This is a genomic window from Actinomadura fulvescens (assembly GCF_039533225.1).
Classification (GTDB): domain Bacteria; phylum Actinomycetota; class Actinomycetes; order Streptosporangiales; family Streptosporangiaceae; genus Spirillospora; species Spirillospora fulvescens.
In genome coordinates, this window is the sequence record NZ_BAAATD010000005.1 from 34,279 (window position 1) to 51,472 (window position 17,194).

Annotated in this window: 15 protein-coding genes; all 15 read right to left on the minus strand. The window is 72.1% G+C overall.

The window, feature by feature from the left end; all coding sequences use genetic code 11:
• Window positions 1-35: 35 nt before the first annotated feature.
• Window positions 36-1,091 carry an ABC transporter substrate-binding protein gene (locus tag ABD333_RS19200; protein ID WP_344542718.1) on the minus strand — a complete coding sequence of 352 codons (1,056 nt, stop codon included), beginning with the start codon at window positions 1,089-1,091 and terminating at the stop codon, window positions 36-38.
• Window positions 1,092-1,134: 43 nt separating this feature from the next.
• Entirely contained in the window at window positions 1,135-2,139 is a 1,005-nt protein-coding gene (locus ABD333_RS19205) for an ABC transporter permease (RefSeq protein ID WP_344542719.1), read from the minus strand.
• Window positions 2,136-3,734 (minus strand): sugar ABC transporter ATP-binding protein, encoded by a 1,599-nt coding sequence (locus ABD333_RS19210; RefSeq protein ID WP_344542720.1) that lies wholly within the window; start codon window positions 3,732-3,734, stop codon window positions 2,136-2,138. Before ABD333_RS19210 ends, ABD333_RS19205 begins: the two co-directional genes overlap by 4 nt.
• Before the next feature lie 9 nt (window positions 3,735-3,743).
• Window positions 3,744-4,931, minus strand: a complete 1,188-nt coding sequence (locus ABD333_RS19215) for an ROK family transcriptional regulator (RefSeq protein WP_344542722.1) — start codon at window positions 4,929-4,931, stop codon at window positions 3,744-3,746.
• 342 nt (window positions 4,932-5,273) lie between these two features.
• Complete coding sequence (locus ABD333_RS19220; protein WP_344542724.1) at window positions 5,274-5,945, minus strand: GTP-binding protein; 672 nt, start codon at window positions 5,943-5,945, stop codon at window positions 5,274-5,276.
• Window positions 5,926-6,375 carry a DUF742 domain-containing protein gene (locus ABD333_RS19225; protein ID WP_344542725.1) on the minus strand — a complete coding sequence of 150 codons (450 nt, stop codon included), beginning with the start codon at window positions 6,373-6,375 and terminating at the stop codon, window positions 5,926-5,928. Before ABD333_RS19225 ends, ABD333_RS19220 begins: the two co-directional genes overlap by 20 nt.
• A gap of 13 nt (window positions 6,376-6,388) precedes the next feature.
• A complete protein-coding gene (locus ABD333_RS19230; protein WP_344542726.1) occupies window positions 6,389-6,832 on the minus strand; it encodes a roadblock/LC7 domain-containing protein in 444 nt (147 codons plus the stop codon).
• Window positions 6,829-9,369, minus strand: a complete 2,541-nt coding sequence (locus ABD333_RS19235; protein WP_344542728.1) for a sensor histidine kinase — start codon at window positions 9,367-9,369, stop codon at window positions 6,829-6,831. The genes ABD333_RS19230 and ABD333_RS19235 overlap by 4 nt, the downstream gene beginning before the upstream one ends.
• Before the next feature lie 143 nt (window positions 9,370-9,512).
• Complete coding sequence (locus ABD333_RS19240) at window positions 9,513-10,127, minus strand: GTP-binding protein (RefSeq protein ID WP_344542729.1); 615 nt, start codon at window positions 10,125-10,127, stop codon at window positions 9,513-9,515.
• Window positions 10,108-10,485 (minus strand): DUF742 domain-containing protein, encoded by a 378-nt coding sequence (locus ABD333_RS19245; protein ID WP_344542731.1) that lies wholly within the window; start codon window positions 10,483-10,485, stop codon window positions 10,108-10,110. Before ABD333_RS19245 ends, ABD333_RS19240 begins: the two co-directional genes overlap by 20 nt.
• Before the next feature lie 6 nt (window positions 10,486-10,491).
• Window positions 10,492-10,950, minus strand: a complete 459-nt coding sequence (locus tag ABD333_RS19250) for a roadblock/LC7 domain-containing protein (RefSeq protein ID WP_344542732.1) — start codon at window positions 10,948-10,950, stop codon at window positions 10,492-10,494.
• Window positions 10,947-13,742, minus strand: coding sequence for a sensor histidine kinase (locus ABD333_RS19255; protein ID WP_344542734.1), 2,796 nt, complete (start codon window positions 13,740-13,742; stop codon window positions 10,947-10,949). The genes ABD333_RS19250 and ABD333_RS19255 overlap by 4 nt, the downstream gene beginning before the upstream one ends.
• A gap of 118 nt (window positions 13,743-13,860) precedes the next feature.
• Complete coding sequence (locus tag ABD333_RS19260) at window positions 13,861-14,229, minus strand: DUF742 domain-containing protein (RefSeq protein WP_344542735.1); 369 nt, start codon at window positions 14,227-14,229, stop codon at window positions 13,861-13,863.
• Window positions 14,226-14,627: a roadblock/LC7 domain-containing protein gene (locus ABD333_RS19265; protein WP_344542737.1), complete on the minus strand. Its 402-nt coding sequence runs from the start codon at window positions 14,625-14,627 to the stop codon at window positions 14,226-14,228. Before ABD333_RS19265 ends, ABD333_RS19260 begins: the two co-directional genes overlap by 4 nt.
• Complete coding sequence (locus ABD333_RS19270; RefSeq protein WP_344542739.1) at window positions 14,624-16,918, minus strand: sensor histidine kinase; 2,295 nt, start codon at window positions 16,916-16,918, stop codon at window positions 14,624-14,626. Before ABD333_RS19270 ends, ABD333_RS19265 begins: the two co-directional genes overlap by 4 nt.
• Window positions 16,919-17,194: the final 276 nt, after the last annotated feature.

The window sequence follows — 17,194 nt, forward strand, 5'->3', positions numbered from 1 at the left end:
CCATCCTCGAAGGTCCGCTTCTCCGGTGCGCCGCGTCAGGACTCGAAGCCGAGCGGCAGATAGCGGTCCACGTTCTCCTTGGTGATCGTCTCGGACGCCAAGGTGATCGACTGCGGCACCTGCAGCTCGACGAGATCGCCCATGCCCCTGCCCTGGGCGAGCAGGCGGGCGATCTTGATGGCCGAGCCCGCCATCGTCGGGCTGTAGGTGACGGTCGCCTCCAGCAGGCCACCGGACTTGATCTCGCGCATGGCGTTGGCCGAGCCCGCGCCGCCGACCATGAAGAACTCCTTGCGGCCCGCCTGCTTGATGGCGGCGAGCACCCCCACGCCCTGGTCGTCGTCGTGGTTCCAGAGGGCGTCGATCTTCTTGTGCGCCTGGAGCAGGTTGCTGGCGACCTGGTTGCCGCTCTCGACCGTGAACTTGGCGTCCTGCTTGGCGGTCACGCTGAAGCCGTAGGTCTTGAGCGCGTCGGCGAAGCCCTTGCTGCGGTCCTGGGTGAGGGGCAGCGTGGCGATGCCCTGGATCTCGACGATGACCGGCTTGGCCACGCCCTTGTCCTTGAGCCTCTTGCCGACGTAGTGCCCGGCGGCCACGCCCATGCCGTAGTTGTCGCCGCCGATCCACGTCCGGTACGACAGCTTGTCGGGGAAGACGCGGTCGAGGTTGACCACCGGGATGCCCGCGTCCGAGGCCTTGCGCGCCACCTGGTTGAGCTGCTCGCCGTCGTTGGGCAGCAGCACCAGCACGCTGACCTTCGCCGAGATCAGCGACTCGACCGCCGAGATCTGCTGGTTGATGTCGTTGGTGGGCTCGACCGGCTTGAACGTGACGTCGGAGTAGCGTTTCGCGGCGGCCTGCGCGTTCTTGGCGATGGCGCCGATCCAGCCGTGGTCGGCCGCGGGGGCGGAGAACCCGATGGTCACGGCCTTGCCCGGCTTGTCGTTGTCGCCGCCCGCGTTGCCGGTCTGCGCGACGGGCGCGGGCTCCTTCTCGTCGTTGCTGGTGCAGGCGGTCGCGAGGGCGCCCGCGCCGATCATCGCGCCGCCGAACAACACTCCGCGGCGGCTTGGACGGCTGTGCTGGGTCATGAGGTGCTCCAAGGGGGGTGGAGAGCGCGGGGGGTTCGGAGGGTCACGTGGGGGTGCGCAGGCCGCGGCGCTGGAGCAGGACGGCGATCACGATGATCACGCCCTTGGCGACGAGCTGGTCGCTGGTCTGCAGGCCGTTGAGGATGAACAGGTTGGTGATGAGGGTGAACACGAGGACGCCGAGGATCGAGCCCAGCAGCGTGCCGCGTCCCCCGGTGAGCAGCGTGCCGCCGATGATGACGGCGGCGATCGCGTCGAGCTCGTACAGGTCTCCGTGGGTGCTGGAGCCGGTGGTCGTGCGGGCCATGATGATGATCGCGGCGATGCCGCAGCACAGCCCCGACAGCGCGTAGAGCGCCAGGGTGTGGCGCCGGATGTTGATGCCCGCCAGCCGGGCGGCCTCGGGGTTGCCGCCGACCGCGAACGTGCGGCGGCCGAACGTGGTGCGGTTGAGCAGCACCCAGCCCGCCACGGCGACCGCCGCGAAGATGTACACCACCAGGGGCAGGCCGACGACCTTGGTGGTCGACAGCGCCTCGATCGCGTCGTTCTCCGGGCGGATCAGCTGGGTCTTGCGGTCCGACATCCGCTGGGCGAGGCCGCGCGCGGCGACGAGCATGGCGAGCGTGGCGATGAACGGCACCAGCCGCCCGTACGAGACGAGCAGGCCGTTGACCAGCCCGGCGCCGGTGCCGACCAGGACCGCGCACAGCGCCATGACCCACGGCCCGTACGACTGGGTGGCGACCGTCGTCGCCCACACCGAGGCCAGGGCCATCAGCGCGCCGACCGACAGGTCGATGCCGCCGCCGATGATGACGAACGTCATCCCGACCGTGATGACGCCGATCGTGGAGGCCAGCGCGAGGATGCCGACCACGTTGCCGGACGTCGCGAAGTTGTCGGGTTCGGTGATGAGGCCGACGATCGCGAGCAGCACGAGCGCCGCGACCAGGCCGAGATGGCGCACCTCGCCCATTCCCTGCCAGACGCGGCGGGTGCCGTTGACCGGGGCGGGCGCTTTCTTGAGGGAGGTGGCGTCTTTCACAGGGCGCTGCCCTCCATGAGCATGTTGAGAACGCTGGACTCGTCGAGTTCGGAGGCCGGCGCCTCATGGACGAGGTGGCCCTCGCGGACCACCAGGACACGGTCGGCGAGGCCGAGGACCTCGGGAACCTCGCTGGAGACGAGGAGCACCGCGATGCCCTCGCCGGCCAGCCGCCGGACGACGCCGTAGAGCTCGGCCCGGGCGCCGACGTCCACGCCGCGGGTGGGTTCGTCGAGGATGAGAAGGCGCAGATCGGCGGAGCCGCCCCTCCGCCGCGGGGGGCGTGGGGGGTCGTCCCCCCTCGAAAGAGCAGGGTTGCGTCCGTTCAGCAGCCAGCGGGCGAGGACGACCTTCTGCTGGTTGCCGCCCGACAGGGTCTTGACCTGCCGGCGCGGGTCGTCCGGCCGGATGTCGAGCGCCTTGATCTGCGCCTGCGCGTCGGCTTGCTCGCGGCGCCGGTCGAGCCAGCCAGCCCTCGCGTAGCGGCCGAGGCCTGCCAGGCTGATGTTGGCGGCGACGGTCTCGTTCAGCAGCAGCGCCTGGCTCTTGCGTTCCTCGGGCGCCAGCCCCATGCCTCGGCGGACGGCCGCACCGGTGTCGCCGGGCCGGACCGGCCGGCCCTCCATCAGCACCCGGCCGGACGTGGGACGGCGCGCGCCGTAGATCGTCTCAAGGATCTCCGAGCGGCCCGCCCCGACCAGGCCCGCGAGCCCGACGATCTCCCCGGCGCGGACGCCGAACGAGACGTTCTCGAACGAGCCCTTCAGCGAGAGGTTCTCGACCCGCAGCACCTCGGGCCTGTCGTCCTCGCCGGACGGGACCGTGTCCGCCCGGGGCGGGAAGGCGTTCTCGACCTCGCGGCCGGTCATGAGGGAGACGATGAGCGGGGTGGCCGTCGTCCTGGCCGGAAGGTTCCCGGCGACGGAGCGGCCGTCCTTGAGGACGGTCACGCGGTCGCCGATCTCGCGGATCTCCGCCAGCCGGTGCGAAATGTAGACGACGGCCACCCCGGCCCCCGTGAGCTCCCTGATGATGCGGAACAGGTTGTCCACCTCGTCGTGCGCGAGCGCGGCGGACGGCTCGTCCATGACGATCAGCCGGGCGTCGTGGGAGAGGGCGCGGGCCATGCTCACCACCTGCTGCCCCGCCGCCGGGAGCCTGCCCACCTCGCGGCGCGGCGAGATCTCCGGGTGGCCGAGCCGGGTGACCAGGTCGCGGGCGAGCCCCTCGGCCTCGCCGCGCCGGGTGAAGCCGAGCCGGGCGCGTTCGTGGCCGAGGAAGACGTTGTCGGCCACCGAGAGCCCGGCGACCAGGTCCAGCTCCTGGTAGATGGTCGCGATCCCGGCGCGCATCGCGGCGGTCGGGTCGGCGAACCGCCGCGGCACGCCGTCCAGTTCGATCTCGCCCTCGTCCGGCCGGTGGGCTCCGGCCAGCACCTTGATGAGGGTCGACTTGCCCGCGCCGTTCTGGCCCAGCAGGCAGTGCACCTCGCCGGCGCGAACGTCGAGGTCGACGCCGTCCAGCGCGCGCACTCCCGGGAACTGCTTGACGATCCCGCGCATCCGCAACAGCGGAGCCGGTGAGGCCTCGCCCATGAAGGCTCCTCAGGCTGTGGAGAAGACGTGGTCGCTGATAAGCCGGGTGGCGCCGATGACCCCGGCGGTGCCGGAGAGCTCGGACAGCACGATCGGGAGGTTGCCGGTCGCCAGCGGCAGCGAACGGCGGTAGACGACACTGCGGATCTCGGCGAGCAGCGCGTGGCCGAGGCCCGCGACACCGCCCGCGATGATGACCAGACCGGGGTTGAAGAAGCTGACCAGTGACGCGAGCACCTGCCCGACGTGGCGGCCGCCCTCGCGCACGAGCCGGACCGCTTCGGGATCGCCCGCGGCGGCCGCCTCGGCGACGTCGCGGGCGGTGATCTCGGCGCCGCTCTCCAGGAGCCGCGCGAGGTAGGGCGAACGGCCGGACCGCGCGGCGGCGAGGGCGTCACGGGTGAGCGCGGCGCCGCCGAAGTAGGCCTCCAGGCAGCCGGCGTTGCCGCAGGCGCACATGGGACCGCCGTCGTTGATGCGGATGTGCCCGATGTCGCCGGCGCTGCCGGAGACACCGCGGTAGATGGTGCCGTCCACGACGATGCCGCAGCCGATCCCGGTACCGATCTTGACGAGCAGGAAGTCGTCCACCGAACGAGCCAGCCCGGCGTGCAGCTCGCCGAGGGCCATGATGTTCACGTCGTTGTCGACCAGCACCGGGCAGCCGAGCTCCTGGCCGATCGCGTCCCGCACCGGGAAGCGGTCCCAGCCGGTCATGATCGGCGGCACCACCGGCATGCCGTCGCGGAAGCTGACCGGGCCGGGCACCCCGATGCCGGTGCCGTGCACCTGCGGGATCAGTCCCTCGTCGCGCAGCTTGCCGAGCAGGTCGAGCGCCCGGTCGAGCACGGCGGTGGCGCCCTGCCGGACGTCGCACGACTCGGTGACGTGGCCGAGGATCTCCAGCTCGCCGTTGGTGACCGCGACGTCGATCGAGGTGGCTCCTATGTCGAACGCGACGAACCGCAGGTTCGGGGAGAGCCGGACGATGCCCGAGCGCCGCCCGCCGCGCGAGGCCGCCAGGCCCGCGGTCTCGACGAGCCCCGACTCGACGAGCCTGTCGAGCTCCTGGGCCAGCTTCGACCGCGACAACCGGACGACGTCCCCGAGCTCCGCGCGCGACCTCGGGCCGTCATCGCGCAGAAGCCGCAACAGGCGTGCCTGATGCGCGTTCTGGGGCCGAGCCGTCATGCGCATCACGCCGTCCTCTCACACTCCGACGGGTCCGTGGCGAGAACGTAGCGCGCTTTCGCCGACCTGAGAAGACCTTTTCGCCGATATCGTCAAACTTTCCCCACTCACAGAACAAAGCCGCACACACCAACGCCGACCCCGCAGCAACGGAGTCGGCGTGAGGTCTACCTCAGATCGACAACCCCAGCCCGCACGCGAGCGCGCGACCAGGTCGTGAAGCGAGCCGAAGGCGAAGCTTCACGAGAGATCGCGAAGCGATGTCGCCCGCCCGCTACACCCCCCACCCAGCCACCCTTGGCGGTTCGGGGTCCGAGCCGCCAGGCGAGGACCCCGAGGCCGCGAAAGCTAAACAACACGAGCGCTCGGGTCTCGACGGGTGCTCATCGTTCGCATGATGTGCTCGACGAGTGCGATGAGCACCTGCTTGGCCGACTCGCGGTCGCGGACGTCGCAGTTGATGACCGGGATGTCGGCGGGCAGGTCGAGCGCGTCGCGGACCTGGTCCGGCGAGTGCGTCCCGGCGCCGTCGAACCGGTTGACGGCGATGATGAACGGCAGTCCGCGGCGTTCGAAGTAGTCCACCGACTGGAAGCAGTCGGCGAGCCTGCGGGTGTCGACCAGCACGACCGCGCCCAGCGCGCCCTTGGCCAGTTCGTCCCACATGAACCAGAACCGGTCCTGCCCGGGGGTGCCGAACACGAACAGCACCAGCCCGTTCGGCAGGGTGATCCGGCCGAAGTCCATCGCCACCGTCGTGGTCGTCTTGTTGGCCACGGCGCTGGTGTCGTCGATGCCGATGCTCTTCTCGGTGAGCGCCTCCTCGGTGCGCAGCGGCCGGATCTCACTGACCGCGCTCACCAGGGTGGTCTTGCCGACGCCGAAGCCGCCGGCCACGAGAATCTTGACGGTCAGCGCGGATTCGCCCTGCTGGGCGCCCGCGGCGGTCTCGCCCGAGGGGGGACGACCCCCCACGCCCCCCGGGCCGACTTCGTCGGTGTTATAGCGCACGTATTCCATCGATCACTTCCTTGAGTACGCGCTCGCTGGGGAACTGGGCCACCGGCGCTGGACGTCGAACGAGGATGAGCGAGCGGTCGAGCAGGTCGCCGAGCAGCACCCGGACGACCCCGAGGGGCAGTTCGAGCTCCGACGCGACCTCCACCACCGACAGCGGGCCGCGACAGAGCTCCAAGATCATCTCATGTTCGGGGTCCGGCGCCCACCGGTTCGGCGGGGCGCCGAGCGGACCGGGCCGGTCGGGCTCGGCCCCGTCGGCGTCGTCCCGGGTGACGATGAGCGCCACCAGGTCGAAGTCGCCGCCGTCGTAGTGCGTGCGTCCGCCCGTCAGAGCGTACGGCCGGACCACCGGGCCGGCCTCGTCGTCGAACCAGGCCGAGCCACCGCCCGCGGGGCGGTCCTCCGGCTCCAGGCCTTCGGTCGGAGACATCTCGGGCGGCACCTCAGACACCACCCGGCCCCGTCGCGCCCGTCCGCGGCTCGGCGGACAGGTGCTGCCCGACACGCGTGACCAGCATGGCCATCTCGTAGGCGATGACGCCGAGGTCGGCCTCCGCGTCGGCCAGCACCGCCAGGCACGCGCCGCGGCCGGCCGCGGTCACGAACAGGAAGGCGTTCTCCATCTCGACGATGGTCTGCCGGACCGCTCCCCCGCCGAACGACTCGCCCGCGCCGCGCGCCAGGCTCTGGAAGCTGGCGGCCACGGCGGACAGGTGGTCGGACTCCTCCCTGGCCAGCCCCTGCGACGCCGCGATGCGCAGCCCGTCGCTGGACAGCACCGCCGCGTTCTGCACCTGTGCCACCCGCTGCACCAGGCTGTCGAGGAGCCAGTTGAGCTCTCCGTTGGGCGCCGCGGTCTCCAGACCGATCTCCTGGGCTTCCGTCATGGCCTCTCGTCCTCCTGGTCGGCTTGGATCCGGTCGGCGGTGTCCTGGGTGGCGGTCTCGGCCCGCGCGGCCTCGTCCCGGCCGCGCTGCCAGCCTCGCTGCATGGCGCCCATCATCGACCGCATGGCTTCGGGGGAACGCGCCGGATCGTCGGCGGGCACCGCCGGCGGCTCGTCGGCCACGGGCACCGGCGCCGCCAGCGGCATCGGTGGGGCGGGCATACCGTTCGCCTGTCTCTGCGCGGCGAGATCGGCGTCGACCCGTTCCTTCAACTGCGGCGCCAGGTGGGACTGCCGCCGCCGCCGGGGCAGGTCGTCACCCTCCTGCTGCGGCGCGGCCACCGGTGCCGGGGGCGGCGCCGGGGAGGCGGGTTGGGGGGTGGGCGTCGCGGCTTGGCGTACGTTCGGCACCTCGCGCACCGGCAAGGGCCGCTGCGGCTCGGTGACCAGGCGTACGACCCCGCCGGCGGGCTCGCCCTCGGTCAGCGCCTCGCCGTTGTGGGGTAGGGCGCGCATCGGACCGGTGGTGGTGGTGGAACGGCGCGAGGCCGGCTCGGGTTCGTCGACCGAGGTGATGAGCGCGCTGGGGATGAGGGCGATCGCCGTGGTGCCGCCGTAGGGGGACGGGCGGAGCGTGACCGTGATGTCGTGGCGGCGCGCCAGCCGCGCGACCACGAAGAGGCCCAGCTGCGCGCTGTCGGCCGGGTCGAACTCGGGAGGTTCGAGGAGCCGCGCGTTGGCGGCCTCGATCTCCTCGGCCGGCATGCCGAGGCCGCGGTCCTCGACCTCGATGACGAAACCGCTCGCGACGGTGTGGCCCGCGATCTGGACGGGCGCGGTCGGCGGCGAGTACGTCGTCGCGTTCTCGACGATCTCGGCGAGCAGGTGGATGACGTCGGCCACCGCCGCGCCGCGCAGGGCGAGCCGGGGCATCGGCTCGACCCGTACCCGGGTGTAGTCCTCGACCTCGGCGACCGCGCCGCGGACGACGTCGACCAGCGGCACCGGGCGGCGCCAGGCCCGCCCGGCGGACTTGCCCGCCAGGATGACCAGGCCCTCGGCGTGCCGCCGCATCCGGGTGGCGAGGTGGTCGAGGCGGAACAGGTCGCCCAGCTCCGACGGGTCCTCGGTGCGGCGTTCCATCGTGTCGAGCAGGCTGAGCTGGCGGTGCAGCAGCGCCTGGTTGCGCCGGGCCAGGTTGACGAAGACCTCGCTGATGCCCTCGCGTGCGGCGACCTCGCCCGCCGCCGCGACGAGCACGGCGTCGCGGGCGCGGGTGAACGAGTCGGCGATCTGCCGGACCTCGTTGATGCGGTAGTCGTACTCCGGCAGGTCGTCGCCCGGCTCCGCAGGCCGGCCGTCGCGCACCTGCTGGGCCAGCTCGGGCAGGCGCCGCTGGGTGAAGTCGACGACGCGGGACGCGAGCGTGCGGCATTCGCGCAGCAGCCGCCGGGCGATGCGGAACGCGATGTAGGTCGAGGCGACGATCGCGATCAGGCCGAGCCCGCCCGCGATCAGCAGCCGCAGGAACACGCCGATCGCGATGTCGGTGGCGCGTTTGCTGACGCTGTCGAGCTGCGCGTTCTCGAACTCGAAGAGCTTGGAGCTCACGCCGTCGGCCGCGGCGCGCCAGGCCGTTGGGTCGACCGGAGGGGGCGTGCGCGCCGGAGTCTCGACACGGCCGTTGGGGCGCCCGTTCGTGCCGGTGCCAGCGCCGTCGCGCCTGTTGCCGTTGCCGTTGCCGTGCCCGCCGCCGCCCGCCTGCTCCGCCGGGTCGGAGCTGCGGATCGCCTGGTCCTCCAGCGAGCGCAGCTGGGCGAACTGCGGCGACTCGGCGACCGTCCGGTAGCGGGCGAGGTCGGTGTCGGCGAGATGCGGCGCGTTGTCGAGGTGCAGGTACCGCTGCGCGCCCACCATCTGCGCGAACGCGGCGCGTTCCGACGCGGTGAACCGGCCCGCCGCGAGCGCGCCCGTCAGCAGCGCGTCCTCGCGCGACAGGAGCTCGCGCGCCCGGCCGAACGTGGTGAGCGTGCGCGCGTCCATCGCGATGTCGCCGTTGCCCGGCACCACGGCGGAGTAGATCCCGAACCCGGCGTCGATCATCCCCGCGAACTCGTCCAGTGTGCGCGTGCGTTCCGCGACGCCGGCGTCGATCGTCCGCCGCACCGCGTCGAGCGCGCCCATGCGCAGCACGAACGCGTCGATGCGCTGCACGACGCGGGGCAGCAGGTCCTCACGGAGCCCGGAGTCCTTGCTGTTGCGCTGGACCTTCTCGCGCGCCCGGTCGGTCACCCGCCGCTGCGCCTCCAGCGCCCCGCGGTCGGCCTGCCGGGCGGCGCCGGCGCCGATCTGCCACAACGACAGGCGCCGCTCCTTCTGCAGGGCGGCGATGAGGTCCTGCGTGGGCAGCACGGTCTTGTTCTGGAACTCCCTGGCCGCGATCAGCTGACGCGCGTCGCCGTACGTGATGCCGGTGACGAACGCCCAGAGCCCGACGAGGGCGAGCAGCGGGACGAGGATCAGAAGCGTGATCCTCATCCGGATCGATGATGCGATGCGCCGGAACATCACCGCTCGCACCCCGGTCGCGCGAGCGCGGTCGTGGGCGGTCGGTGGAACGCCATGCGGGGAAACCTCCCGGTACGGGGGAAGACGGAGGTCGGGGGATCTGCCGGAGCCTACTACCCGGCGGGGGCCGTCGCGCCCGCAGTACCCGGCTCGGTCTCGGACCAGGACAGCACGTGCTCGACGAGCGAGATCAGCACCTCCTTCGAGGATTCGCGTTCCCGCACGTCGCACAGCAGGACGGGAACGCCGGGGTCGAGATCGAGCGCGATCGCGATGTCCTCGGGCCGGTGCCGGTCGGCGCCGTCGAAGCAGTTGACCGCGACGACGAACGGCGTGCCGCGCCGTTCGAAGTAGTCGATGGACGGGAACGAGTCGGTGAGCCGCCGCGTGTCGGCGAGCACCACCGCGCCCAGCGCGCCGAGCGCCAGCTCGTCCCACATGAACCAGAACCGCTCCTGCCCCGGCGTCCCGAACAGGTAGAGCACGAGCCGGTCGGTCAGCGTGATGCGGCCGAAGTCCATCGCGACCGTGGTCGTGGACTTGCGTTCCACGCCCGACAGGTCGTCCACGCCGACACCGCGGTCGGTCAGCGGCTCCTCGGTCCGCAACGGCCGGATCTCGCTGATCGACCCGACCATGGTGGTCTTCCCGACGCCGAAGCCTCCGGCGATGAGGATCTTCGTGGTGACCAGTGGCGGGTCACCTGGCTCAGAGTGCCCGAAGGCCATTGAGAACCTCCCTCAGCACGCCCACGTTGGGCCGGTCGCCCACGGGTTCGATCGTGGCGACCACGGCGACCAGTCCCTGGTCGCGCAGGTCGCCGAGCAGCACACGTACCACGCCGAGTGGCAGCGCGATCTCGGAGGCCAGGTCGACCACCGAGACCGGGTCCGCGCAGCGGCGCAGCAGCCGCGCGTGTTCCGGGCGATAGCGCAGCCGGTCGCCCGGCCGCTCCCCGGTGGCCGCGACCACGGCGATGAGGTCGAATCCCTCACCGCGCGGGCGGGTGCGCCCGCGGACCATGGCGTACGGCCGCACCACCGGACCGGCCTCCCGGTCCAGCCACCGATCACCCCGCGCGTTCATGACGGGTCAGTTTCCGCCGAATCCGGGGCCGCCCGGCTGCGGGGCCGCGCCGCCGCCCGCCCCCGGCGCGAAGCGCGGATGCGCCTGCAGGTGCTGGCCGACCCGCTTGACCAGCACCGCCATCTCGTACGCGACGAGCCCGGCGTCGGCGTCCGCCTCGCTCAGCACGGCGAGACAGGTGCCGTCACCGGCGGCCGTCACGAACAGCAGCACCGCGTCCATCTCGATGATGGTCTGCCGCACGTTCCCGCCGTTGAAATGCCGCCCCGCACCGCGCGCGAGACTCTGCACCCCCGCCGCCAGCGCCGACAGATGCTCGGCGTCCTCGCGCCCGAGTTCCTGCGACGCCGCGATCGCCAGCCCATCCCTGGACAGGATCACGGCCTGGCGCACCGCCGGTACCCGTCCGCCGAAGTCGTTGAGCAGCCAGTTCAGTTCGCCGCTGGCGGTGGTGTTGTGCATCATCGGGCTTCCTCCCCGGTCAAGTCCGAGTCATCACTGTTGGCGTCTTTGGCGTCGTTGGTTTCCGGGTCACCCGGGTCGCCCGGATCGGTGTCCTCCGGGGAACGATCCCCGGGCCGCTGATCGTCCCGTCCGCGCCGCCATCCCTGCTGGATCGACGACATCAGCGACCGGGCCTCCTCGGGCGAGCGCGCGACCACACCGTGCGCGCTGTCGCCGACCGCCGGAGGGAGCGGCCGGCGGTTCTCGGCGCGGAGCTGCGGGGCCAGGCTCTCCTGACGCCGCCGACGTGGAAGTCCTGCGTGGGTCTCCAAAGGCTTGGCGGCGTCCTCGTCGGACGGCTCCGCGGACGTGCCTTCGCCGGTCCCGTTGGACGCGGGCGGGGATGGAACGGCCGCCAGGCGATCGGGCCCCTTCATCTCATCGAACTTCACCGCGTCGAACCAGGGATTGCCGGTGCCGGTCTCGTCGGTCTCGTCCGTGTCGTCCGTTGGTGTGGCCTCGTCTGGCGCGCTCCACGGGTTTTCCTGCGGCGCGGGTGCGGGTGCCTGGGCAACAGGGGCCGGGGTGACCGGCGGCCGCTCGAACGTCACCTTGGGCGGCGGGGGCGGCTCAGGGTCGGGCACGGGAGCCGCGGGCGTGGCCGGAGGTGCCGGTACGGCCGCGGGAACGGAATCGGCGGTCACCGTCTCCCAGGGCGCGTCGTACAGGCCGGCCCCGATCTGCGGCGCCGACGCGGGCACGGGGTCGGGCTCGCCGTGCTCGGGCTCGTCCTCCGTCTCCGGCGCCGGGTTGGACCGCCGGAGAGCGCCGACGTCGCGCAGCGGCACGACACCCGCGTCCGGCCGGACGTCCGGCTTGGGCTCGGCCGGTTCCTCCTCCGGAGGCACCTTGTCGAAGTCCTCGACCGGCACCACGAGCTCGTGCGGCAGCAGGACGATCGCCGTCGTGCCGCCGTACGGCGAGGGCCGCAGCGAGACGCGGATGTCGTGCCGCGCGGCCAGCCGGGCGACCACGAACAGGCCGAGCTGGTCGGTGTCGACGAGGTCGAACTCCGGTGACGTGGCGAGCCGCCCGTTGATCCGGTCGAGCAGTTCGGGCCGGACGCCGAGGCCGCGGTCCTCGATCTCGACGACGAAGCCGCTGCCCACCCGTTCGGCCATGACCCGCACCTCGGTGGAGGGCGGCGAGAAGGCGCAGGCGTTCTCCACGAGCTCGGCGAGCAGGTGGACCACGTCCGTCACGGCCGCGCCGAGCAGGCCGTCCTCGGACTCGGTCATCACCGAGACCCGGGTGTAGTCCTCGACCTCGGCGACGGCGCCGCGCAGCACGTCCACGATGCGCACCGGCTGCCGCCAGCCGCGGCCGGGCGTCGCGCCGGACAGGATGATGAGGCTCTCGGCGTGCCGCCGCATGCGGGTCGTGAGGTGGTCGAGCCGGAAGAGGTCGTCGAGGTCGTCGGCCTCGGCGCGGCTCTCCAGGGAGTCGAGCATCGCCAGCTGGCGGTGCAGCAGCGACTGGTTGCGGCGCGCGATGTTGAGGAAGATCCGGCTGACGCCGTCGCGCAGGTCGGCCTGGCCGACCGACGCCTCGATCGCGGTGCGCTGCACGGTGCCGAACGCCTCGGCGACCGCGGCGATCTCCGCGGTGCGGCCGGCCGGGATCGGCGGCGCCTCCGCCGCGACGTCGATGCGTTCGCCGCGCACGAGCCGCGCGACCACGTCCGGCAGCCGCCGCTGGGCCAGGTCCTGCGCGGCGGCGCGCAGGCCGACCAGCTCGCTCACCAGGCCGCGGCCGAACCGCACCGACAGCAGGATCGAGCCGAGCACCGCGACCAGCCCGAGCCCGCCGGCGACGACGAGCCGGAGCAGGATGCCCTGGCTGGCCGCGTCCTGGTCGGCGGCGAGCAGCTTGCTGTCCTGGAGGGCCGACTTGGTGAACGCGCCGAGCAGGGCCTTGGAGCTGGCGTCCCACCGCTCGGTGTTGACCTTGATCTCGCCGGTGGCGGCGGCGACCTCCTCCTCCATCGTCTTGAAGCCGGTGTAGGCGGTGGACGAGAAGAGCGGCGCCCAGGACCTGGCGTAGATCTCCGGGTCGAGGCCGGCGCGCAGTTCGGTCCAGAAGGCCTCCTGCTGCGCGACGAGCCCGGCGAAGTGCCGGTGCTCGGCCGCGTTCATGCGGCCGCCGCTGATGGCCGCCCCTGCCACGAGCGCGCTCTCGCGCATGACCATGTCCATCGCACGTGAGCCCGCGACGAGGCCGGACGCCCAGTAGTGCAGGCGCGCGTCGTCGGTCGGCGTCTGCTTGGCGGAGAAGTCGAACAGCGCGTCGATCATGGTGCTGTACGACTCCAGCGCGCGGAGCCGGTTCACCGCGTGCGTCTCCACCGAGGTCCGGGTCGCGGGCAGCGTCTCCAGGCGTTTGAGGGCCTCGCGCAGCAGCCTGATGCGCTGGGAGCCGGGGTCGCCCGCCTCGTCCATCTCCTTCTTGGCCAGCTTGCGCAGCTCGGCCAGCGCGCTGTCGGTACGGCCCCGCACAGCGTCGAACGGCTCCCGGGGCGCCGACTTGCCCGCGCTCAGCAGGGAGACCGCCGCGTGCCGTTCCATCTCCAGCGCGTAGGTGCCCGCCTGCAGCGGTCCGGTGAGGCGCGAGGTCGACGTCTCGCCCCGGCGGTGCTCCAGGGCGTCGCCGAGCGTGAGACCGGCCGCGAACGCCCACAGTGCCACCAGCGACAGCAGCGGAACCAGCAGCAGCACGACGGTTCTCGACCGGATCGATCGCGTGCGAGGACTCATGACACCTCGTGGCAGTACGACCCCCCGTACGGCATATATGCGCCGATCATAGGGCCTTCGTCACATCTCAACCTCAAGTTCCGACAATTCAGGCGCAGCGGTCTCCCTGGTCACCGGCTCAGAGGGCGCGCAGGCCATCGAGCACCTCCCGCAGCACGCCCAGATTCGACCGTTCGCTCGACCGGTCGATGGTCGCGACCACCTGGATCAGGCCCTCGTCGCGCAGGTCACCGAGCACCACCCGCACGACGCCGAGCGGCAGCCCGGTGTCCGAGGCCAGGTCGACCACCGACACCGGCGTGCCGCACCGGCGCAGGATCGCCTGGTGCTCGGGGCTGTAGCGCAGCCGGTCGCCCGCCGGCTCGCCGGTGGCCGCGACCACCGCGATCAGATCGAACGACGCGCCGCTCGGCCGCGTCCGCCCCTGCGTCATGGCGTACGGGCGGACGAGCGGCCCCGCCTCCCGGTCGAGCCACCGGTCCGTCACGGTGCGGACCTCGGGCTCGCCTGGAGGTGCCTCCCCACGCGCTTGACCAGCACCGCCATCTCGTACGCGACGAGCCCGGCGTCCGCGCCCGCCGAGGCGAGGACGGCCAGGCACGTACCATCACCGGCCGCCGTCACGAACAGCAGCACCGCGTCCATCTCGATGATGGTCTGCCGCACGTTCCCGCCGTTGAAATGCCGCCCCGCACCGCGCGCGAGACTCTGCACCCCCGCCGCCAGCGCCGACAGATGCTCGGCGTCCTCGCGCGCCAGTTCCTTGGAGGCCGCGACGGCCAGCCCGTCGCGAGAAAGGATCACCGACTGCCGGACGTCGGGCACGCGGGCGGCGAAGTCGTTGAGCAACCAGTTCAGCTCTCCGGTCACCGTGTTGTGCGTCATCGCTCGTCCTCTCCGTCGAGGTCCGACGCGCGGCCGCGTCGCCACCCTTGCTGCATCGAAGCCATCAGTGAGCGCGCCTCCTCGGGCGACCGCGCGACCGGGCCGGCCGCGAGCTCGGGCGCCGCGGGACGCTCCTCGCGCAACTGCGGAGCGAGGTTCTCCTGCCGAACGCGCCGGGGCAGTCCCGCATGCGTACTCGAAGCCCCACCGTTCGCAGGTGTTTCCACGTCCCCCGGGGCCGAACTCGGGGAATGTTGCGGCAGCTCCGACGCGTCGTCGAACCAAGGATTCCCGACTGATCTCACAGGTGCGGGCGGAGGCGGAGGCGGAGTCTGCTCAGGCGCGGGCTCCGGCGCGGGCTCCGGCGCGGACGCCATGGCGGCGGCCATGTGCTCGGCGGGCACGACGAGTTCGTGCGGCAGGAGGACGATCGCCGTGGTGCCGCCGTACGGGGACGGGTTCAGCGAGACCTTGATGTTGTGGCGGGCGGCCAGCCGGGCGACCACGAACAGGCCCAGCTGGTCGGTGTCGACGAGGTCGAACTCCGGCGGCTCGGCGAGCCGTGCGTTGATGCTCGCGAGCAGTTCGGGCCGGAGGCCGAGCCCGCGGTCCTCGATCTCCACGACGAAGCCGCTGCCCACCCGTTCGGCGAACACGCGCACGTCGGTGTTGGGCGGCGAGAAGGCGACCGCGTTCTCCACCAGCTCGGCGAGCAGGTGCACGACGTCGGTCACGGCGGTGCCGACGAGACCGTCCTCGGACTCGGTCATCACCTTCGCGCGGGTGTACTCCTCGATCTCCGCGACGGCGCCGCGCAGCACGTCCACGATCGGCTGCGGCTGCCGCCAGCCGCGGCCCGGGGTCGCGCCGGACAGGATGATGAGGCTCTCGGCGTGCCGCCGCATGCGCGTGGTCAGGTGGTCGAGCCGGAACAGGTCGTCGAGGTCGTCGGCCTCGGCCCGGCTCTCCAGCGTGTCCAGCATCGTGAGCTGGCGGTGCAGCAGCGACTGGTTGCGGCGCGCGATGTTGAGGAAGATCCGGGCGACGCCGCGGCGCAGCTCCGCCTGGCCCACGGCGGCGTCGACGGCGGTGCGCTGCACCGACGCGAACGCCTCGGAGACCTTGACGACCTCGTCGATCTTGCCCCGGCCGTGCAGCGGCGGGACCTCGGCGGCCACGTCCACGCTCTCGTTGCGGCGCAGCCGCTCGACGACGCCGGGCAGACGCTGCTCGGCCATCTCCTGGGCGGACCGGCGCAGGCCGACCAGCTCGCGGATGAGGCCGCGCCCGAACCTCAGCGACAGCAGGATCGACACGAGGACCGCGAGCAGGCCGACGCCGCCGACGACGCCCACCCGGACGTAGGCGTCGCGGCCGAGGTCGTCCGCGTGCTCACCGGCGCGCTTGGAGTTGCCGAGCACCATCTTGTTGATGTTGAGGACGAGCGGCTGCGCCGTCCCCTGCCACTCGGCCGCCGACACCGGCAGCGCGCTGCGCGCACGGTCGGCGATGCGGTCCTCCATCGACTTGAAGACCTGGTACTGCCGCGAGGCGAAGACCTGGGCCGTGCCGGTGTCGTAGATGGCCGGGTCGAGCAGGGAGCGCTGCTTGACCCACTGCTGGCGCTGCTCGCCGACCATCTCCACGAACATCCGGTGCTCGGCGGAGGTCATCCGGCCCTTGGTGACGAAGGCCCCGGCCACGAGCGCGTTCTCACGCTGGATCAGCTCCAGTGCACGCCCGGCCGCGCGCGTCGAGAGCGTCCAGTTGTAGAGGGACGAGTCGTCGATGACGACGAGCGCGTCGTACAGCCGGTGCATGGCGTCGACCATGCGGTTGTAGCCCTTGACGGACTCCAGCCGGTCCACCGAACGGTCGTCCACGGCCGCCCGCGAGGCGCGCAGCGCGTCCAGCTCGGCGAGCACGTCCGCGACCCGCTCCTCCATGGCGGCGTTGGTCGCGCCGCGCGCCACGTCGCCGGTCGCCTTCGCGCGGAAGAACGCCACCGCCGCGTCGACCTTGGCGCGCTGCGCGCGCAGCTCGGCGGGGACGGCGGACGCCGTCGTGCTGAGGAAGATGGCCGAGGCGAGGCGTTCCTTGCCGAGCTCGATCAGCACTCCCTGGCCGCTCGGCGCGAACTCGCGGTCCAGCGTGTGGTAGCGGCGCTGGGCCAGCGCGTCGCCGACGGTGACGCTCGCCGCGTACCCCCACAGCGCGATCAGGGAGAGCAGCGGCACCAGCAGGAGAACGGCGATCTCGGCGCGGATCGACCGTGCACGGGGGGATGTCAAATGAACCTCGAACGTTCGGACTGGTGTCCTGGCACCCGGCCCCAGGCACCCGCGGGACCAGGGCTCTCGATCATAAAGGCCGCCCCGAATGTCATCGCAACCCCCCTCGCCCGGATTTCCCACGCCTGGTCGCCATTTGCCCTGCCTCGAATAGGGACAGACCGAAACAAGTGGCCCATAGTGATCATGCAGGTCGCCATCGGTGGCAACAAATCACCCACTCCCCCTGCCGCGGACGCGCGGGGTGCGCCATACTCGGCGTTCTTGATCATCCGC

Excerpts from the sequence above, each read along its gene's own strand:
- ABD333_RS19255 (WP_344542734.1), bottom strand. The coding sequence starts at position 13,742 with ATGAGTCCTCGCACGCGATCGATCCGGTCGAGAACCGTCGTGCTGCTG.
- ABD333_RS19265 (WP_344542737.1), bottom strand. The coding sequence starts at position 14,627 with ATGACGCACAACACGGTGACCGGAGAGCTGAACTGGTTGCTCAACGAC.
- ABD333_RS19250 (WP_344542732.1), bottom strand. The coding sequence starts at position 10,950 with ATGATGCACAACACCACCGCCAGCGGCGAACTGAACTGGCTGCTCAAC.
- ABD333_RS19225 (WP_344542725.1), bottom strand. The coding sequence starts at position 6,375 with ATGTCTCCGACCGAAGGCCTGGAGCCGGAGGACCGCCCCGCGGGCGGT.
- ABD333_RS19200 (WP_344542718.1), bottom strand. The coding sequence starts at position 1,091 with ATGACCCAGCACAGCCGTCCAAGCCGCCGCGGAGTGTTGTTCGGCGGC.
- ABD333_RS19245 (WP_344542731.1), bottom strand. The coding sequence starts at position 10,485 with ATGAACGCGCGGGGTGATCGGTGGCTGGACCGGGAGGCCGGTCCGGTG.
- ABD333_RS19215 (WP_344542722.1), bottom strand. The coding sequence starts at position 4,931 with ATGCGCATGACGGCTCGGCCCCAGAACGCGCATCAGGCACGCCTGTTG.
- ABD333_RS19235 (WP_344542728.1), bottom strand. The coding sequence starts at position 9,369 with ATGAGGATCACGCTTCTGATCCTCGTCCCGCTGCTCGCCCTCGTCGGG.
- ABD333_RS19240 (WP_344542729.1), bottom strand. The coding sequence starts at position 10,127 with ATGGCCTTCGGGCACTCTGAGCCAGGTGACCCGCCACTGGTCACCACG.
- ABD333_RS19230 (WP_344542726.1), bottom strand. The coding sequence starts at position 6,832 with ATGACGGAAGCCCAGGAGATCGGTCTGGAGACCGCGGCGCCCAACGGA.
- ABD333_RS19220 (WP_344542724.1), bottom strand. The coding sequence starts at position 5,945 with ATGGAATACGTGCGCTATAACACCGACGAAGTCGGCCCGGGGGGCGTG.
- ABD333_RS19210 (WP_344542720.1), bottom strand. The coding sequence starts at position 3,734 with ATGGGCGAGGCCTCACCGGCTCCGCTGTTGCGGATGCGCGGGATCGTC.